Origin of the sequence: Arthrobacter sp. yr096 (genome assembly GCF_900108925.1) — a bacterium.
Classification (GTDB): Bacteria; Actinomycetota; Actinomycetes; order Actinomycetales; family Micrococcaceae; genus Arthrobacter.
In genome coordinates, this window is the sequence record NZ_FNYI01000005.1 from 171437 (window position 1) to 196644 (window position 25208).

Sequence of the window (25208 nt, forward strand, 5' to 3'; positions counted from 1 at the left end):
GCGGATCCAAGGATGGGATTGAGTATGCCAGCCGGGGGGCTTTAAGTCGCCGCCGTCGTCGTTATGCGGTGAACGCCAGGTCCTTCGCGTGGAGCCTGTGGAGGAGTGGTTCCCCCCGTGAGACCCGCGCAGCTTCCTCGATGGTGCTCACAGCCATCCGTTCCAGTTCCATGCCCAACGAACCAGCCAGGTGCGGCGTGAGAAGCACATGTGGATGGGTATAGAAGCCTGAGTCCGCAGGGAGAACCCAGGGCGTGGTGACATCCAGGACCGCATACAGGTCACCTTGTTCGATTCGCCGGAGCAACGCGTCCTGATCCACCAGTTCACCCCGGGCGGTGTTGATGAACGTGGCGCCCGGCTTGAAGCTCCCAACCAGCCCTTCGTGGATCAGGTTGTAGGTGGACGGCAGCGACGGCGCGTGGAGGCTGACCACATCGCACGTGGCCACCAGCTCTTCCAGACTGAGACGTTCGACGCCGAGCGCGGCCGCCGCGGCCTGGTCCAGGAAGGGGTCGGAGACGAAGACCTTCACGTCGTAGGACTTCAGGAGGCGGATGACGTGCTTGCCGATCCTTGAGGCGCCAATGATGCCCACCCGCTTGCCGAAGTTGCCCATGTCCGGAAACACCTGGTCCGGCTCGATTTCCACCCTCTCTGTGTGGAGCTTGCGGGCGATCTGCAGGACTCTCTTGTTGGCCAACAGGATCATGGCCACCGTGTATTCGGCAACCGGAATGGAGTTGGAGTCGGCGGCCGTGCTGACGTGGATGCCCCTTTCCCAGCACTCCTCGCCCACGTGATGCTTGACCGAGCCTCCGGCGTGGAGGACGTGGGTCAAGCGCGGGGCCGCGGCCAGGGCAACGGCGTCCAGCTTCGGGCATCCCCAGCCTGTGAGGAGGATGTCCGTCTCCGCAAGGAGTTTCAGCGAACGCGGCGAGGTGAAATCTTCCATGGGGTCCGGGCTGAGGAGCCTCAGCCCGGGTGCCAAGGAGTCCAGCCGGCGTTGCGGAAACACACGGTCTACGACGCCGGGACCCATGGCCAGTGCGACGTTCAGTGATGGTGTGGTCATTTGACGCTCCCTGCAGTGAGGCCGGACTTCCAGAAACGCTGCAGCATGATGAAGGCCACCAGCAGCGGAATGATGGACAACAGAGAACCCGTGATGACCATTGGTGTGAATTCAGGCTGCGGTACCGAGTAGCCCTGCCAGATGGAGATGCCGACGCTGACGGGCAGCAATTGCTGGTCCTGGAGCATCACCAGGGGAAGCATGAAGTTGTTCCACACCCCCACGAACTGGAACAGGGCAATGGTGATGTAGCCCGGCATCATCATGGGCAGGCCCAGGGAGAAGAAGGACCGGATGGGTCCGGCGCCGTCCATGCGTGCGGCTTCAAGGGTCTCGGCAGGAACGTAGCTGGCGGAGTAAACCCGCGCCAGGTACACACCGAAGGGGTTGCACAGGACCGGGATGAGGACAGCCCAGATGGTGTTGGTCATGCCCACCAGGGAGGCCAGAAGGTACATGGGCAGCACCGTGGCCGTGTTGGGAATCAGAACGCCCACCAGGACGAAACCGAAGAGCGAGTCTTTCCAACGGAACTGGAATTTGTCGAACGCATACCCGGCCATCACCGAAATCAGGCTGCCCAGCACGGCGCCAACACCGGCATACATCACGGAGTTACCCAGCCAGCGGAAGAACAGGCCGCCGTCCTGCTTGGCCACGTTGGCGATGTTCTCGAATAAGGAGAAGTTCCCCAAGGCGTAGGCGCTGGTGCCGTACAGGTCTGCAGCGTTCTTGGTGGAGGCGAACACCAGCCACAAGACCGGTACCACCATGTAGGCGGAGCCGATGATCAGGAGCCCGTTGACGGTGAGCTTGCTGGCGAAGCCACCGCCGCGGTTGGAGCTGGATCCGGTGCGGTTGGAACGGGATCCGGCGCGGCGGGGAGTTGCTGTGTCCGGGGTGGTGCGGGGGCGGGGGAGAGTTGAGGCGCTCATGATTTGTTCATCCTGGAGCTAAGGCGGGTGACGGCCAGGGACAGCACTGCTGCCAGTCCGGCGATGATGATGGAGGCAGCCGCGGCCTGGTTGAGGTTGTGGCGGATGAAGGCCGCGTCATAGGCCCAGAGGTTGGGAACCCAAGTACTGGTGACTGATGCTGTGGCCTTGGAGATGATGGACGGTTCCGTGAACAGTTGCAGGGTGCCGATGATGGTGAAGAGCATGATCACGCTCAGCGCCGGAAGGATGAGCGGGAACTTGATGCTGATGGAAGCGCGGATTTCGCCGGCACCGTCCACGCGGGCGGCTTCCAGGATTTCCCGGGGAACAGCCTGCAAAGCGGTGAACAGGATGATGACGTTGTAACCGGTCCACTCCCAGACGCCGATGTTCACGATGGACGGAAGAACCAAGTGCGCGTCGAGGAAGTTGATCTGGATCCCGCCGCCTTGGAGAGCCTGGACCAGCGGACTGATACCCGGGGTGTAGAGATAAGCCCAAATGAGGGCGGCGATGACGCCGGGCACAGCGTGGGGAAGGAACACCAAGAGCTGGAAGAGCTTGCGCGCCTTGGCCACCGTTGCATCCAGGAGGAGGGCGAAGACCACTGCGCCGCCCACCATGCAGGGAATGTAGATCAGGCAGTACAAGCCAAGGCGGGCGATGCCTTCCACAAACGTTTCGGACTGGAAGACCTGCACATAGTTCTCAAGTCCAACGAAGACCGTTTTGGCTTCCCCGAAGCCCAGCCCGGACTTCTGCTGCGAGTGGAAACTCAGCACCAGGGAGTAGATCACCGGTGCGATCATGGCGATCGCGAAGACCGCGAAGAAGGGAACCAGGAACAGCGCGGCAGTCCTTCCGCCGGTTCCCGCCAGTGCGCGGCCTCGGCGGCGCACTGTGGTGGTGAGGGCCTGGGTGGCCATGGGATTCTCCTAGCTTGGAGGGGGCCTCATCCTGAGGCCCCCTGCCTGTGTGGCTATTCGGTGACGGAGTTACTCTTTGACGGAAAGGCCGGCCTGCTTCAGGCTTGCCACGGTGGCGTCCTGGGCAGTATCCACGGCGTCATGGATGGTGCCGCCGGTGGTCAGCTTGCCGTAGGCGTCCTTGAGCGCAGTGTTGGTGATGTCCCAGTTGGGACCCCACTGCCAGCCCGGGGTGATGGTGCCGTACGCCTTGGTGAAGACCTCGTAGATGTCGTTGCCGAAGTAGCTGGCGTCATACGCCTTCTGCGCCACCGGCGTCAGGCCCGGGAAGGCAAGGAAAGCGGAGCCCGTGTTGCCGCGGGCCTTGATGGCTTCCTGGCTGGTGGTGAGGAACTCGACGAACTTGGCGGCCGCGGCCGGATTCTTGCTGCTCTTGGTCACGTTGAAGCTGGATCCGCCATAGAAGGCGCCGGACTCGTTGCCCCACGTCGGCAGTTCCGCAGCGATCCACTGGCCCTTCTGGCCGCTGGCCTCGGTGCGCTTCTGGATGCCCGTGGCGCTCCAGTTGGCACCCAGCACGCCAACTACGTTGCTGTTGGCCAGGTCCAGGCTCCACTCGTCACTGTAGGCCTGGCTGACCTTGACGATCTTCTGGTCAATGAGCTTCTGCCAGTAAGAGGCAACCTTCTGCGTGGCCTCGTCATTGACGCCCACCTTCCAGCTGTCACCCTCGGTACCGAACCACTTGGCACCTGCCTGCCAGGCCAATCCGGCGCTCGCCGCTACCTCGTTGGGGTTGAAGCTGGCAAGGTAGGAGTCAGGCGCTACGGCCTTGAGCTTTTTGCCGGCCTGGTCGAATTCATCCCAGGTTTTGGGGACCTCGACGCCGGCCTTCGCCAGCATGTCTTGGCGGTACCACATGAGCATGGGGGCTGCGTCGTACGGAAGTGCGTAGGTTTTCTCACCGAACTGGACCAAAGCCTTGGTCTCGTCCGTGAGCTTGTCCACGGTCTCGGCCTTGTTGATCAGGCCATCGAGCGGGATCACCTGGCTGTTGCTGACGAACTGCGGCAGCTGCGGGTATTCGATGGTGGCTACGTCGGGGCCGTTGCCTGCCGTGATGGCGGTGGAGAGTTTTGCGTAGCCACCGTTGGCGCCGTTGGGGATGGTTTCGAAGCTGACCTTGATCTTGTCCTGGCTGGCGTTGAACGCTTCGGCCACTTTGTCCATGCCTGCCAACGAGGACCAGAAGGTGATGGATCCTGTGGGATCTTCCGTGGGGGTGGGCGCTGCCGCTGGGGTGGGGCCAGTACCGCAGGCGGCCAGCAACAGAGTGCTGGCGGCCAAGCCAGCTACTCCGGCAAAGAGATGACGACGCTTCATGGTGTTCTCCTTTGAAGACTTGCGATGCGAAGAAGGTTTGTGTGGTTGGGGCCACATGAGGTGAATCCATGTAACCGCGCTGCTTCGAACATCTACAAGATTTCAAACATTTTCAAACATCGCCGCGTGACTAACACGACGGCCTTTGGGGAATCTACTGTGCAACTTCGCTGCCAGTTCTGTTTGAACGAACAGAAATGCTGGACGCTGTCAGTTCCACGCTGCTATGAATTCTGGACACCCGAAACGGCGACTACTGAAAAGCCATTACCTAAGAACAGGGATTCCAATGGAGAAATCGAACATCAGCAGACGGTCAGTCCTACAAGTTGGCGGAGCAGCGTCGCTCGCCGCGGCCATCGGGCTGGCAGCCGGCCAACCGGCGTCGGCGTCCGCCCTCCTGGGGTCCAAGCCAAAGGCGACGGAAATCCTGGACCTGGGTCCCGCCGTCGTACAGTTCTCCCTGATGAGCGGCCTGCTGGTTGGCGATGTTCTGTACATCGGTTCCCGCAACCTGGAGCCGGTCCGGATCATTGCCTTCCACGTCCCCACGGGCAAGGTCATCGGCCAAACCGAACTCAGCAACGGCCACTCCATCCAGACGTTGGCCGCCGATCCTTCAGGCCGGTACCTCTACGCCGGTGTCCTCCAGAAGTCCACCGGCACACTGCCGAACCTGTTCCGATGGGACCTCAACAGTCTCGGCACCAAGGCTACGGCGATCGGCTACATCGGAGACCGGGATGTCCGGGACATCAGCGTTGCACCCAATGGCCGGCTTTATGCGGTTGGCGGCGGAAGCAGCACCGCGCCGGCGCTCTGGGAATACAACCCCGCCACAGGCCAGGTAGCGAGTCTTGGCATCCCGGATGCGGGAGCAACCTTGGCCCGCGCCGTAGCCGCGACGGACGCCACGGTGTTCTTCGGTGCGGGCAGCACGCTTAACGGCGGAAGCGGCGCCAGCCGGGCCTGCCTCTACGCCTACGACACAGCATCCAGGAAGTTCACCAACGTGACTCCGTCCGAAATCCTGCCAGATCCCAGCATCCGCGACCTCGCAGTGGTGGGGGACAAGCTTGTGGTCAGCTCCGCAGGATCGTTGGAGAACGCCAAGATGGCCGCTCTCAGTCTGGCCAACCACTCGTCGTACGCACTGACGGTCTCGGAAGGCAAGGTGGCCAAGAGTTTCGCGGTAATAGGGGACAACGTCTATTTCGCCAACGAGACCGGACTACTCGCCTACTCGCTGGCATCGAACACGATCGCTTCCGTGTCGTTTGAGGGCCCCTCCCTCGGGGAAGTCTGGGGTGTCGATTCCAAGGATGGCAAGTTGCTGGTCACCTCTGGTTATGGCTTCGTCGCCGAGATCAACCCCGTAACCGGCGCCACCAAGACCACCGACCTCGGCGAAGCTGGCGCACCCTCTGATCCTCAATCGGTGATGGGGATCGCGGCAGGCGCAGGTTATGTCTATGTGGGAGGCAACGGCGTCATTGCATGCCGCTCGCTGAAGGACGGCCACGTCACGAACATGAGCGCTCCGGGTGAGGCGAAAGACGCGATCGTTGTGGATGGCGCCCTTTATACAGGTCAGTACAGCGGTCAGGGCATCTGGAGCTACGACCCCCGGAACGGAAAGCCGATCACGCAAGTGGCCGACTTTCCCAAGGAGCAAAACCGGCCCCTGGACGTCTGCTGGGACGAAAGCAACAAGCTTGTCCTGGTAGTCACCCAAGCGGACACCGAGGGCGGAGGTTCGCTGTGGACGTATGACCCGCGCACCGGCAAGAAGGGCTTCTTCGTGAACCCGGTGGATGAGACCCAGTTGGTTCGTGCCGTTGCAAGCCGCGACGGCGTGGCCTACTTGGGCGGCGGCCTTCCGGACGTTGGCGGGGCGGGGACCGTAGTTGCCTTCGACCCCGTGAAGGGCAAGGAACTGTGGAGGATCGATCCCGGACAGAATTCCGGAGTCAGTGCCCTGGCAGTGCAGGGAAAGTACCTCTATGGTGTGTCCCGCAAGGGCACTGTGTTCGTTATAGACCTTCCCAAGCGCAAGCTCGTGCACCAAGCCGATATCACCTCGGTGAGCTACGGCTTCGCAGCCCTGGTGACCAACCGCGGCGCGGTGTATGGCGTTTCCAACACCCACGTCTTCCGCTTCGACCCGAAGACCTTCGAGGTTGCCACCGTGGTGGCCGACATCGACGGCGCTTGGTACAGCGGCTCGCACATTAACAACGATGAGGACGGCTACCTCTACACCATGCGGGGCCGGAACCTCGTGCGGATCAACGACCACCCCCGGCGGTAGGTGCCCGGCGTTGCGGGGCCCGTTTTGCGCTCTCTGGCGAGTATTTACCGCGCAGAGCGGGCCCCGCAACGCACGTGCATACGGTCACCTATGCTTGTTTGAACATCTGGACTCCGGAGAGGGTGGGCATGCTTAGCGGCGAACGCCACGAGAAGATTCTGCGCGAGCTTGAAATGCGGGGATCCCTGACCGTCAATGGGTTCGCGGAGAAGACCGGACTGTCCACCATGACCATCCGCCGGGACCTGACACAGCTTGCTGCCCAAGGGCTGCTGCGCCGGGTCCACGGCGGCGCCGTTCCCGTCCCCTCCGAACGGCCAGGCGACACCGTTCACAGGAGATCCCGCCAGCCGCTCGCGACCCTGGGCCTCATTGTCCCGACCACGGGCTACTACTTTCCGGAGGTCATCCGCGGCGCGGAATCAGCCGCCAGGGAATTGAACGCCCGGCTGATTCTGGGGGTCAGCAACTACTCCGCGGAGGACGAGCACCGGCAGCTCCAACGCATGGTGGCCAACTCCGTGGACGGGATACTGTTGGCAACCGCCGGATCCCTTGAACCCGGATCTCCAACATTCGAGCTGCTGTCCGGGCTGCGAATCCCCGTAGTGCTCGTGGAACGTTCAAGCCGCGTGTTCGAATCCGTGATGTCCGATCACAGCTATGGTGCCGAGCTTGCCCTTGAGCACCTCGCATCCTTGGGCCACCGCAGGATAGGGCTTGCCATCGCCACCAGCCCCACAGCGCCGTGGCTCCGTGAAAGCCACGAGCGCATGGTAGCCAAGCTGGGGCTCGAAACTGATGCGCCCATCATGGAATACGTTCGTTCAGTGGTGGGCGCAGGCAACAACCAAAAAGAGTTCGCGAAATTCCTCAGAGACTGCCGTCGCACTGAGACGCACGCGGCCCTGGTGCTCCCGGACGAGGAAGCCATCACGTTGATTAACCTCGCCGAGGAATCAGGGCTGGACGTCCCGGAGGACCTGGCGATCGTGGCCTACGACGACGAGGTGGCGGACCTCGCCCCCGTGCCCCTGACCTCCATCGCCCCGCCGAAGCGGGACGTAGGCCACGCCGCCGTCGCCATGTGCATGGAACGTCTTGCCGGAAAGACCGGATCTGCGGTTTCGCCGGCCCTCCGCCGCGTGAGCCTGGCCCCGAAACTGATCATCCGGGAGTCCACCGTGCCGGGGGAGGACGTGGAGTAGGGGGAATCCAATAGTCCAAAGTTCTCTGGACTATTGGAAAGATGGCGGTGCGCAGGTTCGTGATTCCGATTAGTCCAAAGACCTTTGGACTAATCGAGGGCAATCGGCCCGGAGTATCCTGTCAGACCCAGCGCCTAAGGTAGGGGCGTCCCTCAAATTGAACCTGAACTGCCCAGCGGATATGCCAGTATGCTCGTGTCCTTGAAGGGGCTCGTCAGCTCGGCGCAGAGTCGCGCGCAGCAGGCCGCGAGCAACGCCATGGTTCAGATGTACTGGGAGATCGGCTCGACGATCCTGGAACGGCAGGCAGCTCAGCCGTGGGGTACCAAGATTTTGCAGCGGCTTGGAACCTGTCTGACCCTACCGACCGGGCACGGGTTGGCGGACTGCCCTGGGGCCACATCATTGAACTGCTCAAACTGAAGGACTCGGCGATCCGCAACTGGTATGCGGAACAAGCACGCGAGCTCAACTGGAGGCTTGAAGTCCTCGAGCACCAGATCACGACTGGACTACACCGCAGAGCCGGTGCAGCGCCGAACAACCTTGAAGAACGGCTTTCCGAAGATGGAGCGGCTCTGGCGCGCAGTGTTGTCAAGGATCCATTGGTCTTCGATTTCCTGGGACTGACCAAGGAAGTCGAGGAGCTGGCCATGGAGGAGGCGATGACCCAGCGGATGTCTCAGACGCTCGCCGAGTTCGGCAGGGGTTTTGCCTTTTATGGTCGGCAGTTCCATCTCGATGCCCATGGCGAGGACTTTTACATCGACCTTCTCCTAGTTCACGTGTCCACCAACCGCTTTGTGGTCGTGGAGCTGAAGTCAGGCAAATTCAGGCCCGAACATCTTGGGCAGTTGAATTTCTACGTGGCTGCGGTCAACGACTTGGTGAAGTTCCCTGGAATGGCTCCCACGGTTGGAATTCTGGTTTGCGGCTCCAAGCATGAGCCGACAGTGCGGTACGCACTTGACGGGTCATCCCAGCCAGTCGCCGTGAGTTCATACACTTACGATTCCCTTCCTCCGGAAGACAGGGCAGCTTTGCCGTCTCCTGAAGCAATTACCGCCGCGCTTGAGCAGGGAACTGTAGCTGACTCTGATAGCCAAGACTGAGAGGGCATTGACGGAACACTCGGTGGCACGGCAACGCCCTTCTTACACCACGTTGGTTATCGAGCTCAAGACAGGAAAGTTCCAGCCTGAGTACGCCGGCAAGCTGAACTTTTACGTTGCCCTTGTGGATGACATGCTTCGCCGGGAGCATCACAACGAAACGATTGGCATCCTGATCTGCGGCACTAAGAACGACCGCAGCGTCAGGTACAGCCTCGGGCGGTCAACCTCACCCATGGCAGTCGCCGCCTATACATACGACAAGCTCCCGGCCTCCGAACAGCAAGCCCTGCCCAACGAAGGGCACCTGGTCGCTGCGCTCGAATGGGCAGAACCTGACGAGGGACAGGCCGAGCCCACTTAGGCGGTACGGCAACGAGTGCGGTTACCCCCGCCACGGCGTGAACCGCGGCCACCACCCCGGGACATTGCGTTGGTAGTTCAGGTATTGCTCGCCGTAGGTCTCGGTGAGGGTTGGTTCCTCGTAGCCCTTCACAAACGCGAACACCGCGGCGAGGACAATCACTGCATAGATCACCAGCCGCCAACTTCCGAATAGCAGCGCCTGGCCCAGAATGATGCTCAGCACCGCGAGGTACATCGGATTGCGTACAAAGCGGTAGGCGCCCGTCACCACCAGCGTTTCAGTGGGAGCCACAGGAGCGGGCGTTCCGCGGTGCAGAGCAAACAACGCGAAAGCGTGTAGGAGGAAGGCCACCCCAGCAGCGATGGCGCTCCACGCAAAGAGCATCCCAATCCACGCTGAGCCCCAGTCAAACCAACGCCAGCCGGAGATGAGCCACGGAACAAATCCCGCGACGACGCCGGGTGCCAGGAACAAGAAGAGAACCGTCCCGATCCACGCACGTGCTGGTGAGCTTGCCTGGGCCATGCGGGAAGAATAGCCCCACCCGGAGTACCGCGCGACCCTCCCGCCAGCACCGTGGCCGGACTAGGATGGCGCGCATCCAAGAGCATGCCCGGACACTCACCAAAGGAACACACCATGGGAATTCTCTCCGTTGACCTTTTCATCACCCTCGACGGCGTGTATCAAGCGCCGGGCGGTCCCGACGAGGACACCTCGGGCGGCTTCGAGTTCGGAGGATGGCAGGCGGCGTACTCGGACCAGGAGAGCGGCGAGGCGATCGTCGCGGGAATCGACCGGATGGACGCGCTGCTGCTGGGCCGCAGGACCTATGACATCTTCGCCGGGTTCTGGCCCAACCAGAGTGACCACATTGCCGATACGTTCAACGCCTTGCCAAAGTTCGTGGTGTCGAGGACCCTGACAGACCCGGGATGGGAAGGAACCACAGCGTTGGCCGAGGTGGCGGAGGTGGCCGCACTGAAGGAGAGATTCCAGGACATCCACGTGATCGGCAGCGGCGACCTCGCCAGGTCATTGCTCGAAGCCGACCTCGTGGACAGGCTGAACCTCTACCTCTACCCACTGACGTTTGGCTCGGGTAAGCGCCTGTTCCCCGACGGAGCCGGCGTGCCCGCAGCCTTTCGCTTGGCGCAGCCACCGCAGGGCTTCTCGAAAGGCGCCGTTGCGCTTGTCTACGAGAAAGCGGGCGCCCCGGTCACAGGTATCGACATCAGCCAGGCCTAACAGCGCACCAAGTACTGCAAGCGCAACAGAAGCGTTCGACGGCGGGTGGCAACCCGCCGTCGAACGCTTCTGTTTGGTGGAACTAGCTCAATACAGGCTCGGACAAAGGCGCGCGCTGCACCTTTCCTCGAACCACAATCAATGCGACCAAAGCGATCAGGATGTAGATCATGTTGGCCGGCCCAGCCAGCTGCACGAGCGGGCTTTGCGGCCCCGCAGCAGCCTGGTCGATGCCTCCCGTGGACAGGAAGAGCGTGGGGTCATAGAGGGCATGGAGAATCATGGGCCAGATCAGGTTGCCGGTGACCCGCAGGGTCAGGTACATGCAAATGCCGAAGCCGAATGTGAACACAATTGTCACCAACACGGTGACGATCGGCATGCCTGACAGGGCATTTGCGGAGTGCAACAGGGCAAAAATCAAGGAAGACAGCACCATGACCACCCACTCGGACTTTCCTGAGTCCCGCAGCATTTTCACCACGATGCCGCGGGTGAGGATTTCCTCCGCGAAACCGATCAGCAGGCCGGTGACGAGCATGAGGACCACCACCGAGGCCTGGTAGCTGCTGTAGTTGATACCCAGGAAGCGCAACACAATGGCGGCGACCAGGAACAACGGCGCCGCCCACATCCACCAACTTCCCTTGACAGGTTGCTGCGCGAAGAGCGGTTTGAACCAGCCCACGGAGTACACAAACGCGGCCAGTGCCGCACTGCCAACAATCAAGGACAGCGTCAGGCCAACGAAGACGCTCTGGGGTGTGCGGAAAATATCCTCGGCGACAACTTGGTCGCCCGCGACTGTCCCAATTACCAGGCCTGCGCCAAGGTAGATCGCCATATAGAGGACTGTCAGCAGGATGGCCCGCCACCAACCTCCTTTGTCCCAAAATGCTTTCCATCGTGTCGGTTGGACGGTGTGGTCCATGTGAGGCCCCCTTTTTTTACGAGTCTGGAAGCATGATGCTCCCGCTCAAAAACTTACTGCATTCAAGATCTGCGCTGATCGCCAGGCGTGCCGGTAGTACTCGGCGTGAGCCAGCCCTGCAGCGGCTGATTCGTCGATGATCACCGTGGCCCGCGGATGCTGCTGGATCACTGAGCCGGGCACGGCGGACGAGACGGGTCCTTCCAACGCGGCTGCGACGGCCTGCGCCTTGTTTGCTCCGAAAGCCAGGAGGACCAACTGCCTGGCCTTGAGTATGGTGCCCAGGCCTTGGGTGATGCAGTGGGTGGGGACCTCGTCCGGGGAATCGAAGAACCGTGCGTTGTCCTTGCGGGTTTGTTCGGCCAAAGCCTTGATGCGGGTGGTGGACGCCAGGGAGGACCCGGGCTCGTTGAACCCCACATGGCCGTTGGAACCGATGCCCAGGATTTGGATGTCGATGCCCCCGGCCTCCGCGATCAACTCTTCGTACTCCGCCCCGGCGCGGCCAATGTGTTCGCCAGTTCCGCGCGGGGTGAAAACCTGATCCGGATTCAATCCCAACGGCTCAACCACTTCCCGGGTGATGACCGAGCGGTAGCTTTCCGGGTGCTGCGGAGGGACCCCGAGGTACTCGTCCAGGGCAAAGCCACGTACGCCGGAAACATCGATCCGATGGTCACGGACGGCCCGCGCCAAAGCTGCGTACGTGGAGAGTGGGGTGGAACCCGTCGCCAGGCCCAGCACGGTACTGGGATTCAAGCTGACCTTTCCAATGATGATGGAAGCGGCGAGGGAGCCGGCCTCGGCTTGGTCGCGGACAATGATGATTTCTGCCATGGGTTTCCTAACTTTTGGGTGCGTAACTAGCTGCCTACTGTCACGGGGACTCCCGTTTGGAGGCTCCTGTTGGTTGCTTCCACGATGGCCACGATGCTGAGGATTTCGGGCAGCGGCACATTCGGCCTGCCGATGCGGCACGATTCCACAATGTCCTCAAGGAGGCCCACCAGCATGGGAGGTCCGGCTTCGATCGAGAAGGTGGCCAGACCCTCGGCTGTTTCAATCCGGCCCCGGGTGTACGGGTTCCATTCAGCTTCGCCGCTCATGATCGCCACCCGGCCGTCGCCCCAGTCGACCGTCACGGCAACCTGGCCTGCAGCAGGTCCTGGCCGCCCGGCGTCGACCGTCACCTTTCCGGAGCGGGTGGCGACCGAACCCAGCGACGCGACGGCGAGGTCCACCAAATGCACCCCGTACCACGAGAAGCCGGGATGGCCAGGCTGAGTGGGTAGCGGTCCAGTGAGCGATACCCGGTGCGCGTCGGCAGCCCCAAGAGCCGCTCGGAATTCGCGCGCAAAGCGCTTCGGCGAACCCGCCAGGACCAACGAACCCGAGGCCTCGGCCAAAGCCAGCATGCTCCGCGCTTCAGCTAGGGACGGCGCAAAACGGGTGTCGACGTAAATGGGCTTTCCGTACCGGGCAACCCGCCTGAAGTACTCCGGGTGGGTCCGTGCATCCGAGGCCACGATCAAGAGCGCATCGCATGCCTCGGCCACGGCTTCCGGGGAGTCGCACAGGGTGACCCCAAGTCCGCAGACCTCGTCCGCGAAGGCGTCGACGCGGAGGCTCAGCGGAAAGTCCGACGCCGGTTCCCCCTTCCAAGCGTGCGTCACCGTGCCGCCGGGGACCACGCCGTCCACGCCGTTGCCGAAGAGGCGCGTAAAGGACGGCGCGTGCGGTGAATCGACACCGATGAGCCCAAAACGGATCGGTGCGGCAGACGTCATCCTTTGACCCCGCTGTGCGTGATGCTGGCGACGATGTGCTTTTGCAGGAGGGCGAAGATCACCAGGCACGGTATGAAGCTGACCAGGGTGGCTGCCATGACGTTGGACGTGGAGGCGGTCTCGGTGTTCAACGTTGCCAAGCCCACCGTGAGCGTCCTGGCCGCGTCCGACTGGCCCACCACCAAGGGCCACAGGAGATCATTCCAGTGCCACAGGAAGACGAAGATTGCGAGTGTTGCCAGGACGGGGCGGATCAAGGGGAGGACAATCTGCCAGAACGTCCGCCACTCGCCGGCACCGTCGATGCGGGCGGCATCGAAGAGTTCCTCGGGCATGTCCCGAACGAACTGCCGGATGAGGAAGATCGCCTGGGCGTTGGCCAGCGTGGGCAGGATCAGCCCCCAGAGGGTGTTCACCCCGCCCATTTTGGAGATGAGGATGAACGTGGGGATCAGGGTGGCTTGGACGGGCACCATCATGGTGGCGATGATGGCCCACAGCAGCGCGTTGCGTCCCGGGAACCTCTTGCGGGCCAGTGCGTAGGCGGCCATGGATGCCGTGAGCAACACAACCACCACGGACACAGCCGAGTACAGGAACGAGTTCCAGAGCCAGAGAGGGAACTCGCCCACGTTGAAGATACGGACAATGTTGTCCAACGTCAGCGACGACGGCAGCGCGTAAGGCAAGGTGGGGGCGTCGGCGGGGGAGAGCGCCAGCACTGCCACGGCAATGAGCGGTGCAACGGTGAAGAGCGAGATTACTGCCAACACCCAGGTCAGGGTGCGCTGGCGGCGCTTCTCGGTATGACGCCGGGGGCTGTGCCCGGCGGGGCTTTGGGCGGGACGTCCGGCGGGGTGCCGTCCACCAGCTGGAGTGGAAAGGGTGGCGGTCACTTGGAGTCCTTACCTTCGAAGAAGCGCTGCTGGATGAGCGAGAGGATGAGCACAATGACGAACAGCACCACGCCGATTGCCGATGCGTAGCCGAAGTCGAAGAACTTGAAGCCTTCGTCGAACAGGAAGTAGATGAGGCTGTGGCTGGCCCGGGCGGGGCCGCCTCCGGTCATCACGTAGATGGTGTCGAAGACCTGGAAGCCGACGATCGTCTCGATGACCAGGACGAAGAACACCACGGGCTTCAGGAGCGGCAGCGTCACGTACCAGAACGATTTCCACGCACCGGCCCCGTCAATGCGGGCGGCTTCGTGGACTTCAGCGGGCTGGGCTTTGAGACCGGCCAGGAAGATCAGCATGGAGTAGCCGAAGCCTTTCCACACTGACACCACGGCCAGGGACAAGAGGACCAGCAGTTGAGGGCCTGAGGTGAAGGGAACGGGTCCCATGCCCAGGCTGCCCAGCGCGGCATTGAGCGGGCCGTCGGTGGAGAAGATCCAGGTCCAGATGATGCCGGCCATCACGAACGAGCTCAGGTACGGAATAAACAGCAGCGCCCGGAAGGTGCCGGTGAACCGGACCAGTTTGTCCAGGAGGACGGCACCGGCCAGTGACACGGCGATGATGAACGGAACAAAGATCGCCACGTACAGGAATGTCACGCGCAGGCTTTGCCAGAAGTTGGGGTCCTCGGCCAGGCGCACGTAATTATCTGCGCCCAGGAACTCGAAATCACCGTTGAGGCTGTACTCAGTGAGGCTCATGGCTCCGGCCCCAAAGATGGGGAGGAATTTGAAGAGGCCAAAAATGATCAGCGTGGGAAGGACGAACAGGATGCCGGCCAGCGCCTCGCGGCTGCGGGCTTTCTTGGCCCCGAAAGGCTTGAGCTGTGGGGCCGTCAAGTCGGGATGTCGGCCGGCCAGCGTGTTTCTAGTTCGGGTGTTTATGGACATGGGGTGACCAATCGGTGGTGGGGCCGGGCTTAGGATGCCGAGCGCTGCAGGATGCCACGGGCTTCCGTGGCTGCACGGTCAAGGGCTTCTTTGGCGGTGACATCACCGCGGAGGGCGGCCTGGATGTTGGGAGCGAGGGCACCCATGACCTGGCGGGCAACAGGTGACGACTCTCCGGGGTTGGCGGTCTTCAAAGCTTCTGCCATGGCCAGGGAGTCCGGGTCGGTGCCTAATGCCGCGGCGTCCGTCCGGGTGGGGAGGTTTCCCGCGGCGGCGTTGAGGGCCTTCTGGGACTCGGCCGAGCTCAAGTAGCTCATCACCTTGTAGGCGGCTTCCCGGTTTTCCTTCTTGTTGATGGAGGTCAGTGCCAGCAAACCGGGGTTGCCGTAGGTCGCCTGGACTTTGCCCTGCAACGGAGCGCCCAGTGCAACGTTTTCGGCTCCGAGTGCTGCGCGCATCTGCTTCAATTCCGGCAACGAGGTGGTGGCCCGCATCGCGGCCTTGCCGGTGGCGATCGGAGCACCTTCAACTTTGGGGCCATCGGTGGCTGCATCCGCGGGAAGCCCACCGAGCTTCTTCAAGTCGATCAGCAACTGGAGTGCCGAAACACCGGCCTCGGAATCGAACGCGATGTCCTTGGCATCATCGGTGAAAACCGTTCCGCCGGCCTGCCACAGCAGCGGATAGAAGGACAGGTTGAGCGTCTGCTCTGGGCTTCCGGCGTAGTCCATCACGGCGACGCCCTTCTTCGCCAGAACCGGCGCCGCGCTGCGCAGGTCATCCCAGGTCTTGGGCAGCGGTACTCCTGCGTCCGCGAAGATCTTGGTGTTGTAAGCGGTGGTGTTGATGTTCTGGAACAGCGGAACGCCGAATACTTCGTCGTCGAACGTCGCGGCCTCCAGCGTGCCGGGGTAGAAGCTGTCCTTGTCCTGCTCAACAGCCTTATCTACTGGCAGGAGCCCGCGGACGTTACGGTACGTGGCTGCTTGGTCTGGCGTAATAAGTACGACGTCGGGTCCCGAGCCTGCGGCAAGTGCCGCCGAGATCTGGGCGTCCCGCTTGTCGAACGTCTGGAGCTCGATGGTCAGGTCGATTCCGGGGTTGGCCGTCTCGAAGCTTGCCTCAGTGTCCTGCCAGAACTTCTTGCTGGCGGTCTCGTCCTTGATCACGGGGTACATCCAGAGCGTCACCTTGCCGGTGGCCTGGCCGCCGTCGGACGTTGACGAACCGGCCGAACCGCAAGCGGTGAGCGTCAAAGCCGCGGTAACGATGACGGCTGTGGCCAAAGTGGTGGTGCGCATTTTTCGAGTAAACATGGTGACTACTTTCGGGTGAGGGTGGCTTCGTGGATCGCGTCGAGGGCTTGCTTGTGGCGGCTGGCTGCTACGGGGGCGGTTAGGAGGGGATCGCCGCATTCCCGCATCCAGTCGAAGAGGGTGGCGGAGAGATCCCTGAGGATTTCCGACTGCTCCGGGTGGCCGCCGATGTTGTCCAGTTCCTCTGGATCCACGGTGAGGTCGTAGAGTTCCAGGGCCGGACTGGTGCCGATGGTTGGGCCGCCAAGGTCTGCCGGCAGGCTGCGGTGAATCCAGGATTGGGTGGGATCCATGGCGCGTGGTGCGTTGGAGAAGTTGACGATCAGCTTGTGCGTGGATGTCCGCACTGATCGTTTGGGGTCGTAATACGTGTGGTAACTCAACTGGCTGAAACAGTGGCTTCGCGGAGCCTCTCCTGCTTCGACGGCCGGACGCAGGCTGGCACCGGCGAGGCCTTCCGGGAGGGGCAGTCCGGCAAGCTCCAGCAAGGTGGGCAGGACGTCCACGTGGCTGACGATGTCTGTCACGCGTCTCCCGGACCATGCCGTGTTGCCGGGGTGGCGAAGCATCAGCGCAACGCCCAGTCCGGCGTCGTACAGGGTGCATTTGGCGCGGGGCAGCGCAAGGCCGTGATCGGTGGTGAACAGCACCAGTGTCTGGTCTCGGAGGCCCAACGAATCGAGTTCCGCGAGAATGCTGCCCACACCTTCGTCCATGTGCTTCACAGCGCCCTGCAGTTCGGCGATTTCCTCGCGGGCGCCGTCGTTGTCAACCAGATGAGCCGGGACTGTGTGCCCCCGGGAGACGTCCGGGTTCACGCCGTCGGCCAGGAACCCCATGACGCCTGGGCGGTCCCGTTCGGACGGCACGCGGTGCGGCTCCGTGAAGCCCACCTGCAGGTAAAAGGGACGGTCGCTGCCGGACATCCGACGCAGTGCGTCAGTGGCGCGATGCACGACGACGTCCCGCGCACCTCCCGTACGGGCACGGTCGAAGCCAAGCCTGCTGGCCACCACGTCGTCGGCCAGAACCCGGGATTCATGATGCACACCAACCAGCTCGGTCTGATAGCCGGCCGACTTCAACCTGTAGGCGATGTGCTGGGAGGGCTCGTTCAGGTCCCAGCCAAACGGCTCGTGGGTGAGGCCCAGGACGCCGTTGCTCTGCGGATACGTCCCGGTGAACAGTGAGGCGCGGGCAGGGCTGCAGTGCGGGGCCGTTGCGAAGGCCTGTTCGAAGAGGGTGGATTCATCGGCCAGGGCGTCCAGGTTGGGTGTGGAGACGGTCTCCACTCCATAGGTGCCCAGGAAGCGGCCCAGATCGTGGCAATGGATCAGGAGAATGTTGCGCATTTTCAGCCCATTCGTTCGAGGTCGGTGCGGGTGAGGGCGTGTTCCAGGGGTTCGCCGCTGATGTAGCGGCGGAGTTCGTCAACCACAATGCCGCCGGCCCGGCGCCTGGAGTCCACGGTGGCCCCTCCGAGGTGGGGCGTGAGGAGCACGTTTGGCAGCGAACGCCAGGGGTTGTCCGTGGGCAGGGGCTCTTGGTTGAAGACGTCCAGCGCTGCATCAATCCGGCCCGAGTGGACCTCTTTGTAGAGGGCTTCCATGTCCACGATGGTGGAGCGGGCAGTGTTCACCAATGCGGCCCCATCCGGAAGCAGGGCAAGTTCGGCAGCGCCGATGAGACCCTCGGTTTCCGGGGTGGCCGGAGCATGGATAGCCACCACATCGCTGCCAGCCATCAGATCGTGCAGGCTTGCTGAGTGGGCCGCGAGAGGATCTCCCGCGGGAATGTAGGGGTCGTAGACGGACACCTTGGCGCCGAGTGCCAAGCAGGCGTCGATGTAGCGGCGTCCTGTCCTGGACGCTCCAACTATGCCGATGCGGGCGCCAGAGATTTCGCGGGCCCTGCTGACATTGCGGGCGTCGTCCCAACTGGCACCGGTCCGGAGGCTGTGATCGAGCAGGTGCACACGGCGCAGCAGATTCAGCGTGAACGTCAGTGATAGTTCCGCGACGGCCGGTGCCATGGCTGCGCCCGCTTGGGAGATGGGGATGCCGCTGGCCCAGAAGGCGTCGCTGACGAGGGCGTGCAGCGAAGACGCTGCATGGACGACGCATTTGAGGTTCGGCGCCGCTGCCAAGTGCTCGGCGTCGAGACGGGGGAAGCCCCAGGCGGTGATGAACACATCCTTATCTGCGGCAGCGGCCGCGAAAGCATCTAAGGACTGGAGTTCGGCGGGGGCGATTTCAGTGATGTCGCCCAGCTCCCTGAGGGCAGTGCGGGTTTCGGGAGTGATGAACGCTGCCCGTTCGGCGTCCGGGATGCTCAGCAGGATCCGCAGCCGGAGTGCTGTGGGGGGCGAGGAGGGTGATGCAACGCCTTTGTTGATGTTCATGGGACCGAGATTGCCAGCTTCAATATCTTTTGTCAATGACTAAAGTAAGTACAATGGACAGTGTGAAGACATCCGGACCGCGGATGCCAGAATGGGGGAGATCCCTTGCGACGCAACAACAGGAGCCACGAGCTATGAAGCCACGCGCAGGCAGCAAGGCCCTGATCCGCGAGATCAACGAGGCCCTGGTGCTGGACGTCGTCCGCACTCAGGCACCGGTCTCCCGCGCCAAAATCACGGTCCAAACCGGTTTGAGCGCAGCCAGCGTCACCGGGATCACCGGCAAGCTGGTCCACTCCGGGCTGCTGGTGGAAACCGAGATTGCGCCCAGCACGGGTGGCCGTCCGGCGCGTCTTCTTGAGCTGGGGCGCGAAGGCGTCTTCGCGGCTGGGGTGAGGCTTTCCGCCACGGAGGCACACGCCGTCGTGGTCGATTTGCGCGGTGACGTGGTGGCAACGCGTAGCGAGCCGTTGGCATCCACCGGGCCTGGCGAGGCGGCAGCGGCCGCTGCCCGGGCTGTTCGATCCGCGGCCGGGCAGATGGAGTCCAGGCTGATCGGGGTGGGCGCAGCCGTTTCCGGCGTGGTGGATCAAGCCGGCGGTCTGGTGCGGCACAGCGGGGCGATGGGCTGGACTGACATCACATTCCAAATGCTTCTTGAAGAGGCTGTGGGGCAGGCGGTCGTAGTGGACAGTTTCGTCAACGCCTACGCACGCGGTCTGCTGTTCGACGACGTTTTCAAGGGTCGCGAAATGCTCATCTTCAGCGTCGGCACCAGCTTGGGGGCCGCCGTCGTGATTGAAGGCCGTATCCAGCGCGGCTTCAACGGCGCGGCTGGCGGCTTTGCCCATTCGCGTGCGATCACCGGACCCGGACCGGCCAGACCCTGCCACTGCGGAGCCGAAGATTGCTGTGAAACCCGCGGCAGCCTGTGGGGCATGCAGCAGGAGTTGGAGCGAAACGGCCAGAACCGGCACATAGACCCCGACGCCGATTCCAGCCTGATTGCCGACGCCGCCTTGCATCTGGGGATTGGCATGGCGAACGCCGCCAAGGTCCTCGGGCCCGAGCAGGTGGTGGTGGGCTTCGCCCCCGAAGCTAATCTGGGAACGTTTGCCGAGCAGACCAAGCGCGCGTTTTTGGGTCAGTACCTCCACGCGAACACCCCGCCTCCGTCATTTGATGCAGCCGTTGCCGATCCTGTAGCGCTGGCCCGAGGTGCTGCGTGCTCGGTGCTGGGTGGCTTGTTCACAGCAAGCCCAACTGGGTAGCAGTAGATGCCGTTTTGAGGGTTCGGAACGGCATCTACTGCTACTGACCTGGGGCTAACGCCGCATGGTTTGCATGGCCTGCTGATCGTCAATCCGGACAAGGTTCGGGCCGCGCAGCGTATACAGCAAGCCGTCCTCATCCGCCGTGATGTGTGGTCCGCTGTACCAGCCGCCGTTGATGTCAGCCACAACAACAGAGACGGCGAAAGTGATCGGATCTATGCGGAACACCGTGGTGTCGGAGACGCCGTAGACAATCCCGCGGCTGACCTGAAGAGCTCCGAAGTCCGTGCACACCGCGCTCAGGTCACCCCGATGAACCACCTGCCGGGTATCCAGATCGATCACGAACAGACCGGCAGCCTTGCGGGACATGCCGTAAAGGAATTTGCCATGGATCGCCATCGCCGCAATGCCCTGCGGCTGCCCCGGATCCAGACGCCACAACTCCTGGTTTGCCACGGGGTCCCACGCCACCACGGTGCTGCGGGGGCCGGTGGCGTAGATGTTGTCGCCACCCAGGTAAGCTATTCCGTCCTTGGTAGCCACGGCACGCACCATCTGGAGGGCATCGATCGGGTTGACCTTGGTGATGACCTGCGTGGTGGAAGGCTTGTAGGCGGCGAAGCAGCCGCCACCTCCTGTGTCGTTCTGGGCTCCGGCAATGACCAGCCCGTTGACTGCGTCCCAGCAGACATCCAAGGGGCGGTTCTGCCCGGCGGGCAACGCGGCCACTTGGTAGGGCAGTTGCCCGGTGGCGGGATCGTAGGCGTAGATTCCTCGCGAGTTGTACTGGCCCGTGTAGAGGACACCGCCTACGACCACAGCGTCCTTGGCCTCGCCTGTTGCCCGGAGATAGGACACCTGGTCCGTGGCCAGTTGGTGCCGGGCTATGGTTCCGGTGCCGCCTACGTAGACGTCGCCCGCTCCGGCTGCAAGGCCCATGCATAGCTGGGGTCCGCCCGGAGCCCCGGCTTGTTGGAGGTCATGCTTGACGGCGGTCTTCGCCACGGGATCGATCTCAATGACGTCGTAGGAAGACACTGTGAGAGCCTTGCTGCCGTAGACATCCAGGCCCCACATGGCGCCCACATCCTCCGTGAGGATTTGGGTGATCTTCTTGGTGACCATGTTGTAGGACCAGACGCCCGGTTCCTTGACGAAGAAGACGTCGTTGCCCAGCTGCCTGAACATCACACCGGTCTTGGGGATGATGGTGTACTGGGCGTGGTTGGCAAGGTTGATCAGCACGGACTTACCGGGCCCCTTGACCCCCACTCCCAGCTGCCCGTTCAGGACGCTGAGGGAAGTGACCGAGACGCCGGTTGCTACTTCTGCCGGGAGGATGTTGGTGGACGTCCTGGTGGTCCGATCGAAGGCGAACAGGCGGCCGGGACTTGATCCGTTGCCGCCTCCCAGCGTGCTGCCCGTGCCGAAATACACGTGGCTGGCAGTGGCGGCCACAGCTTGGGCAATGGTGGCTCCGGGGTCCGGTATGCCCCAGCTGGTCATGGCATTCGTGGCGGGATCGTATTCCCACAAGGAGGGTGCATTGGTGGTTAGCCCTCCGCCGGCAACGTAGACCTTTCCGTCAGGGGCCACGGCCAGGGCCCGTATGTCGCGGTCTCCGGTCTCGCCCACACCAACGGCCGGTTGGGCTGGCGTGCTGAGGTCCCATCGATAAAGATTGGGCTTCCCATCGATTCCATCGCGCAGCACACCTGCGTACAGATACCGGCCGGTGGAGTCGGCGGCCAAAGCCTGGATGCTGTACCCCGAGCCGAGGTCTGTCCGTGACGTGATGGTGCCTGTAGGGAGGTGGTATCCAATGACCCGTACGGGGTTCAGGTTGCGGGACCCGATGTAGACGGTGTCGCCCACTAGCAGCGAACTCATGAGGGAAAACTGAACGACGGCGGGTCCGAGGTCGGTGATCTGCGGGGCGCCTGTGGTCGTCCTGGCTGGCGCAGCTTGGGCGGTGCCGGAGGACATTGCCGACAGTGCTACGGCGAGTCCGCCGATGCCCCCGGTCTGCAGCAATTGACGACGATTGATGGCGAAAGTGGACATGGAAGGTCTCCTCATTGAGTGTCCCGTGGGGTGTTCCAAGAGTGGTATTCGTGCTGTTGGGGGACGCTCCGGAGACGTCCTGTGCACTCCACCCAGCGTTTCAGTGGACCCTCAGAAAATCCATGATTCGAACAATTTCAGACATCCCACGTGTGCTGCTCCGCCCGCTCTGCACGCCGGTGTTCCCGGCGGAACTGGCTTGGCGAGGAGCGGGTCTTCTTGGTGAAGAGCCGGCTGAAATAAGCGGGATCGTCATAGCCGGTGAGGGACGCGATCCTTTGAACCGGAAGGTCCGTGTCAGCCAGCAGCGACTGGGCGCGCTGCATCCGGAGTTGAATGATGAGCTCCTTGGGGCCAACACCGGTAGCGCTCTGCACCGCATGCCGGAGTTCAGGAACCGGGACCTTGAGCGAGGCGGCCAACTGGGACAACGTCAACGGTAGGTTTGCCGCTTCGCGAAGTGCGGAGAGTAGCCTGGTGTCTTTTTCACGGGCGTCGATGGCACCAGGACTGGGCTGCGTGCCCGTCTGGATCAGTACCCGCTGGCAGAGAACGGAAGCGTCCAGATCTCCTTGCGGTCCACCTGTTAGGAGAGCTTCGCGAAGGGCCACAAAAAGTCCAAGAGACTCCTCCAGGCCGATCTCCGAGGAGCCATCAAGCTGCACAAGAGGCTGGCTCCTCACGAAGCACCCTAACTCCTCAAGCGCTCTTGCCGTAGGTCCGGTAAACAACAGCCAATGCTCTTTCCATCCCATCGGCCCTGGCCCGTACCCGTGGCTTACCCCTGGAAAGAGCCGAATGATCGCAGGAGCCCGGACCGTGAAACGCCTGCCGCCCACAGTGAAATGTCCGGATCCTTCGCTCACCAGCACTATGGCGTGGCTGCTGAGGGTTCGTCCGGTAAAGGACGGCAACATCCCACTTTGCTCACCGGCACCCAGGCATGCCAGGCCAAGATCCCTTAGGGGAGACGCCGGATGCCGGTATGTAGACCAATCGTCCATGGGCCTATGCTGCCCCGGCCAGGGGCGCAAGACAAGCCGCAAGACAAGCCGCACAAAAGTCCAAGTTTTCAGGAATCGGAGTCCATTCACGTGGCCGCCCACCACTGACAAGGTGGGGAACTATGTTGACTTCGAATGGCTACGTCCTGGATGAATCGGAATCCCGCCTCGCCGAGCTGGAACCGGTGCCCCCTTCCGATCGATTGGACCGTGAAGCGCTGTGGGCCAGGCTCCGCAGGGACGGGTACCTCTACTTGAAGGGTCAGTTGGACCCGGACCAGTTGCTGGATTTCAGGGAGTTCTACTTTGACTCGTTGAGCGGAGCCAACGTGTACGCGGATGGGACGGACCCCCGTGCGGGCATTGCGGCGCCCGGTGACGTGGATCGTGCTGCGTTGCGCCGGGGCCTGTTCGACCACATTGTTCCCGGGCCGGAGTATCAAGCACTGTGCACTGCAGAGGGGATTGCCGACTGGTTCGCCTGGTTCCTCGAAGATGACGTCCATCTGCACCGGCGGAAAATCATCCGCCATACCAAGCCCGGTGACAACGGTATTGGAACGGCCACCCAGGCCCACTACGATCTGGTTTATCTCCGCGAAGGCAGCGATCGTGTGCTCTCCATGTGGATTCCGTTGGGTGATTGCCCTCGCGAGCGGGGCGGCTTGGCGTACCTTGAGGGCAGCCACCACTGGGTGATGGCCCAGGAACGTGAGGGAACGCTGAAGATGCCTGCCGCTTCCATCACTGCGGATCTCCCCGGGTTGGCGGACGAGCGCGACGCCCGGTGGCTCGTGACCGATTACGAGGTTGGTGACGTGGTGGTCCACTCGGCGCATGTTGTCCACGCGGCCCTGGACAACACCGACCCCAACGGCACCATGCGCCTGTCCACCGACATCCGCTACCAGCGTCTCAGCGAACCCATCGATTGGCGCTGGCAGGAGCACTGGAATTACGACGACGGCCTCTAGCCTTCCGCACCTACGTGTTCTGTGGGACGGCGCTGCGCCACCACGTCATGGTTGCTTCAGCAGCTTCCGCCAAGGGAGTCGGCTCGAGGCCCAGGAGCTTCTGGCTCTGTGAGGAATCCATCACGAACGAGCGCTCAAACTGGTACAGCAGTTCGGCCAGCTCGCGCATATCGGTGGAGAAAATGCCCGCCACTCGCAACACCCATCCGGGCACGGCGCTCACCTTGGGTGCAGCAGCGCCGGCGGCCTCCGCGTGGGCTAAGGCCATGTCCCGCTGTGTGACGGCCGGGCCGGTAGGAGCATGCAGCACGGTGTTCCATAGTTCGGGTTGCTGTGCTGCTGCGATCATGGCGGCGGCCAGGTCCGGGACGTACGTGAAGGAGTGTGGCTGGTTTGTTGACCCGATGAATTGCACTGCCTTGCCGGCCAGGATGGGCGTCACCATGCGCTCCCCGGCATGTGCCATCTTCACGCGGGGCCCAAAGAAGTCGCCGGCAACAACGCTGACGGTGTTGGCCGCATGCGCCTGCCGTGCTGCGAGCAGCGCGGTCCGGATGCCGCGCTTCCCGCCGGTGGCTGTCCGGGGACCTGCTTCGGTCATGACCCGGTCAGGTTCACTGTACGAGTAGAGACTTTCGGGGAAGACGACGACGGCGCCCGCGGCTGCCGCGGCGTCCATCACCACTTGCTCGGCCCGGGGGAGTTCGGCGGCCCATGATGCTGCCCGGTAGGCCGAGCCGTGGATGCAGTGGAAGACCGCTGTGGCACCTGCCATCGCTTCGGCGAGCCGTAGGGGATCGGAGACATCTACCCGCATCCGCTCCACCAGTGGGTGCTCCGGACCGCTGCCGGAGCGCGTCAAAACGCGTACTTGGTGACCTTGCTCGGCCAGTTGTTCGGCAACTGTGTAACCAACGGGTCCTGCTCCTGTGACGACGTACATGCTGTGCCTTCTCTCGGTTCGGTGGGAATTTTCAAAACAAGAGCAGTGCTCTCTGAAATCAGAATGCCCGTCGAGTGAATCAAAGTCAAGAGCA

Annotated in this window: 23 protein-coding genes and 2 pseudogenes; 8 read left to right on the forward strand and 17 right to left on the reverse strand. The window is 62.7% G+C overall.

Annotated features, from left to right (window positions below; genetic code table 11):
* Positions 1-61: 61 nt before the first annotated feature.
* The 4 genes from BMY91_RS14110 to BMY91_RS14125 all read right to left on the reverse strand — a co-directional run bounded on the left by BMY91_RS14110 (position 62) and on the right by BMY91_RS14125 (position 4322).
* Positions 62-1075, reverse strand: a complete 1014-nt coding sequence (locus BMY91_RS14110) for a hydroxyacid dehydrogenase (protein WP_090822960.1) — start codon at positions 1073-1075, stop codon at positions 62-64.
* Positions 1072-2010: a carbohydrate ABC transporter permease gene (locus BMY91_RS14115; RefSeq protein ID WP_014922889.1), complete on the reverse strand. Its 939-nt coding sequence runs from the start codon at positions 2008-2010 to the stop codon at positions 1072-1074. Before BMY91_RS14115 ends, BMY91_RS14110 begins: the two co-directional genes overlap by 4 nt.
* The gene (locus tag BMY91_RS14120; protein ID WP_090822962.1) at positions 2007-2939 is read right to left on the reverse strand and encodes a carbohydrate ABC transporter permease; all 933 of its coding nucleotides are present in this window, start codon (positions 2937-2939) and stop codon (positions 2007-2009) included. Before BMY91_RS14120 ends, BMY91_RS14115 begins: the two co-directional genes overlap by 4 nt.
* A gap of 69 nt (positions 2940-3008) precedes the next feature.
* Complete coding sequence (locus BMY91_RS14125) at positions 3009-4322, reverse strand: ABC transporter substrate-binding protein (protein ID WP_090822964.1); 1314 nt, start codon at positions 4320-4322, stop codon at positions 3009-3011.
* 289 nt (positions 4323-4611) lie between these two features.
* On the opposite strand from BMY91_RS14125, the gene BMY91_RS14130 reads away from it, so the two are divergent.
* From BMY91_RS14130 to BMY91_RS14145, 5 genes and pseudogenes are all read left to right on the forward strand, one after another.
* On the forward strand, positions 4612-6633 hold the full coding sequence (locus BMY91_RS14130) for an outer membrane protein assembly factor BamB family protein (RefSeq protein ID WP_090822966.1): 2022 nt from the start codon (positions 4612-4614) through the stop codon (positions 6631-6633).
* A 128-nt stretch (positions 6634-6761) separates the two neighbouring features.
* The gene (locus BMY91_RS14135) at positions 6762-7841 is read left to right on the forward strand and encodes a substrate-binding domain-containing protein (protein WP_256212745.1); all 1080 of its coding nucleotides are present in this window, start codon (positions 6762-6764) and stop codon (positions 7839-7841) included.
* A gap of 258 nt (positions 7842-8099) precedes the next feature.
* Positions 8100-8305 (forward strand): annotated as a pseudogene (locus tag BMY91_RS23470) (DUF1016 domain-containing protein); the annotation flags it as partial.
* Between the two features lie 141 nt (positions 8306-8446).
* A complete protein-coding gene (locus BMY91_RS23475; protein ID WP_256212773.1) occupies positions 8447-8953 on the forward strand; it encodes a PDDEXK nuclease domain-containing protein in 507 nt (168 codons plus the stop codon).
* Between the two features lie 22 nt (positions 8954-8975).
* The gene (locus tag BMY91_RS14145) at positions 8976-9317 is read left to right on the forward strand and encodes a PDDEXK nuclease domain-containing protein (protein WP_256212746.1); all 342 of its coding nucleotides are present in this window, start codon (positions 8976-8978) and stop codon (positions 9315-9317) included.
* A gap of 21 nt (positions 9318-9338) precedes the next feature.
* Here the strand turns inward: BMY91_RS14145 and BMY91_RS14150 are convergent, their stop codons facing one another.
* Positions 9339-9845, reverse strand: coding sequence for a methyltransferase family protein (locus BMY91_RS14150; protein ID WP_090822970.1), 507 nt, complete (start codon positions 9843-9845; stop codon positions 9339-9341).
* A gap of 114 nt (positions 9846-9959) precedes the next feature.
* Between BMY91_RS14150 and BMY91_RS14155 the strand changes: the two genes are divergently transcribed.
* Positions 9960-10568, forward strand: coding sequence for a dihydrofolate reductase family protein (locus BMY91_RS14155; RefSeq protein WP_090822971.1), 609 nt, complete (start codon positions 9960-9962; stop codon positions 10566-10568).
* An 82-nt stretch (positions 10569-10650) separates the two neighbouring features.
* Here the strand turns inward: BMY91_RS14155 and BMY91_RS14160 are convergent, their stop codons facing one another.
* The 8 genes from BMY91_RS14160 to BMY91_RS14195 all read right to left on the reverse strand — a co-directional run bounded on the left by BMY91_RS14160 (position 10651) and on the right by BMY91_RS14195 (position 18852).
* Positions 10651-11499: a CPBP family intramembrane glutamic endopeptidase gene (locus tag BMY91_RS14160; RefSeq protein ID WP_090822973.1), complete on the reverse strand. Its 849-nt coding sequence runs from the start codon at positions 11497-11499 to the stop codon at positions 10651-10653.
* A gap of 45 nt (positions 11500-11544) precedes the next feature.
* A complete protein-coding gene (locus BMY91_RS14165) occupies positions 11545-12336 on the reverse strand; it encodes a glucosamine-6-phosphate deaminase (protein ID WP_090822975.1) in 792 nt (263 codons plus the stop codon).
* A gap of 26 nt (positions 12337-12362) precedes the next feature.
* Complete coding sequence (locus tag BMY91_RS14170) at positions 12363-13286, reverse strand: Gfo/Idh/MocA family protein (RefSeq protein ID WP_090822976.1); 924 nt, start codon at positions 13284-13286, stop codon at positions 12363-12365.
* Complete coding sequence (locus tag BMY91_RS14175; RefSeq protein ID WP_256212747.1) at positions 13283-14182, reverse strand: carbohydrate ABC transporter permease; 900 nt, start codon at positions 14180-14182, stop codon at positions 13283-13285. Before BMY91_RS14175 ends, BMY91_RS14170 begins: the two co-directional genes overlap by 4 nt.
* Complete coding sequence (locus BMY91_RS14180) at positions 14179-15084, reverse strand: carbohydrate ABC transporter permease (RefSeq protein WP_256212748.1); 906 nt, start codon at positions 15082-15084, stop codon at positions 14179-14181. Before BMY91_RS14180 ends, BMY91_RS14175 begins: the two co-directional genes overlap by 4 nt.
* 80 nt (positions 15085-15164) lie before the next feature.
* Positions 15165-16436, reverse strand: coding sequence for a sugar ABC transporter substrate-binding protein (locus tag BMY91_RS14185; protein WP_090822980.1), 1272 nt, complete (start codon positions 16434-16436; stop codon positions 15165-15167).
* A 20-nt stretch (positions 16437-16456) separates the two neighbouring features.
* On the reverse strand, positions 16457-17803 hold the full coding sequence (locus BMY91_RS14190) for a sulfatase family protein (protein WP_090822982.1): 1347 nt from the start codon (positions 17801-17803) through the stop codon (positions 16457-16459).
* Between the two features lie 2 nt (positions 17804-17805).
* Positions 17806-18852, reverse strand: a complete 1047-nt coding sequence (locus BMY91_RS14195) for a hydroxyacid dehydrogenase (protein ID WP_090822984.1) — start codon at positions 18850-18852, stop codon at positions 17806-17808.
* 134 nt (positions 18853-18986) lie between these two features.
* Here BMY91_RS14195 and BMY91_RS14200 point away from each other — a divergent pair, with 134 nt between their 5' ends.
* Positions 18987-20123, forward strand: a complete 1137-nt coding sequence (locus BMY91_RS14200; RefSeq protein WP_090822986.1) for an ROK family protein — start codon at positions 18987-18989, stop codon at positions 20121-20123.
* A 54-nt stretch (positions 20124-20177) separates the two neighbouring features.
* Here BMY91_RS14200 and BMY91_RS14205 read toward each other — a convergent pair whose 3' ends face one another.
* From BMY91_RS14205 to BMY91_RS23485, 3 genes and pseudogenes are all read right to left on the reverse strand, one after another.
* The gene (locus tag BMY91_RS14205) at positions 20178-22193 is read right to left on the reverse strand and encodes a Kelch repeat-containing protein (protein WP_090822988.1); all 2016 of its coding nucleotides are present in this window, start codon (positions 22191-22193) and stop codon (positions 20178-20180) included.
* A 137-nt stretch (positions 22194-22330) separates the two neighbouring features.
* Entirely contained in the window at positions 22331-22876 is a 546-nt protein-coding gene (locus tag BMY91_RS23480; RefSeq protein ID WP_256212774.1) for a helix-turn-helix transcriptional regulator, read from the reverse strand.
* A 30-nt stretch (positions 22877-22906) separates the two neighbouring features.
* Positions 22907-23197: pseudogene (locus BMY91_RS23485) on the reverse strand (AraC family ligand binding domain-containing protein); the annotation flags it as partial.
* A 122-nt stretch (positions 23198-23319) separates the two neighbouring features.
* Here BMY91_RS23485 and BMY91_RS14215 point away from each other — a divergent pair.
* Positions 23320-24171 (forward strand): phytanoyl-CoA dioxygenase family protein, encoded by an 852-nt coding sequence (locus BMY91_RS14215; RefSeq protein ID WP_090822992.1) that lies wholly within the window; start codon positions 23320-23322, stop codon positions 24169-24171.
* Positions 24172-24181: 10 nt separating this feature from the next.
* On the opposite strand, the gene BMY91_RS14220 is transcribed toward BMY91_RS14215, so the two are convergent.
* A complete protein-coding gene (locus BMY91_RS14220; protein WP_090822994.1) occupies positions 24182-25114 on the reverse strand; it encodes an NAD-dependent epimerase/dehydratase family protein in 933 nt (310 codons plus the stop codon).
* Positions 25115-25208 lie beyond the last annotated feature (94 nt).

Excerpts from the sequence above, each read along its gene's own strand:
- BMY91_RS14195 (WP_090822984.1), bottom strand. The coding sequence starts at position 18,852 with ATGAACATCAACAAAGGCGTTGCATCACCCTCCTCGCCCCCCACAGCA.
- BMY91_RS14130 (WP_090822966.1), top strand. The coding sequence starts at position 4,612 with ATGGAGAAATCGAACATCAGCAGACGGTCAGTCCTACAAGTTGGCGGA.
- BMY91_RS14155 (WP_090822971.1), top strand. The coding sequence starts at position 9,960 with ATGGGAATTCTCTCCGTTGACCTTTTCATCACCCTCGACGGCGTGTAT.
- BMY91_RS14125 (WP_090822964.1), bottom strand. The coding sequence starts at position 4,322 with ATGAAGCGTCGTCATCTCTTTGCCGGAGTAGCTGGCTTGGCCGCCAGC.
- BMY91_RS14135 (WP_256212745.1), top strand. The coding sequence starts at position 6,762 with ATGCTTAGCGGCGAACGCCACGAGAAGATTCTGCGCGAGCTTGAAATG.
- BMY91_RS14110 (WP_090822960.1), bottom strand. The coding sequence starts at position 1,075 with ATGACCACACCATCACTGAACGTCGCACTGGCCATGGGTCCCGGCGTC.
- BMY91_RS14200 (WP_090822986.1), top strand. The coding sequence starts at position 18,987 with ATGAAGCCACGCGCAGGCAGCAAGGCCCTGATCCGCGAGATCAACGAG.
- BMY91_RS14205 (WP_090822988.1), bottom strand. The coding sequence starts at position 22,193 with ATGTCCACTTTCGCCATCAATCGTCGTCAATTGCTGCAGACCGGGGGC.
- BMY91_RS14170 (WP_090822976.1), bottom strand. The coding sequence starts at position 13,286 with ATGACGTCTGCCGCACCGATCCGTTTTGGGCTCATCGGTGTCGATTCA.
- BMY91_RS14185 (WP_090822980.1), bottom strand. The coding sequence starts at position 16,436 with ATGCGCACCACCACTTTGGCCACAGCCGTCATCGTTACCGCGGCTTTG.
- BMY91_RS14215 (WP_090822992.1), top strand. The coding sequence starts at position 23,320 with ATGTTGACTTCGAATGGCTACGTCCTGGATGAATCGGAATCCCGCCTC.
- BMY91_RS14220 (WP_090822994.1), bottom strand. The coding sequence starts at position 25,114 with ATGTACGTCGTCACAGGAGCAGGACCCGTTGGTTACACAGTTGCCGAA.
- BMY91_RS14120 (WP_090822962.1), bottom strand. The coding sequence starts at position 2,939 with ATGGCCACCCAGGCCCTCACCACCACAGTGCGCCGCCGAGGCCGCGCA.
- BMY91_RS14115 (WP_014922889.1), bottom strand. The coding sequence starts at position 2,010 with ATGAGCGCCTCAACTCTCCCCCGCCCCCGCACCACCCCGGACACAGCA.
- BMY91_RS14150 (WP_090822970.1), bottom strand. The coding sequence starts at position 9,845 with ATGGCCCAGGCAAGCTCACCAGCACGTGCGTGGATCGGGACGGTTCTC.
- BMY91_RS14165 (WP_090822975.1), bottom strand. The coding sequence starts at position 12,336 with ATGGCAGAAATCATCATTGTCCGCGACCAAGCCGAGGCCGGCTCCCTC.
- BMY91_RS14190 (WP_090822982.1), bottom strand. The coding sequence starts at position 17,803 with ATGCGCAACATTCTCCTGATCCATTGCCACGATCTGGGCCGCTTCCTG.
- BMY91_RS14160 (WP_090822973.1), bottom strand. The coding sequence starts at position 11,499 with ATGGACCACACCGTCCAACCGACACGATGGAAAGCATTTTGGGACAAA.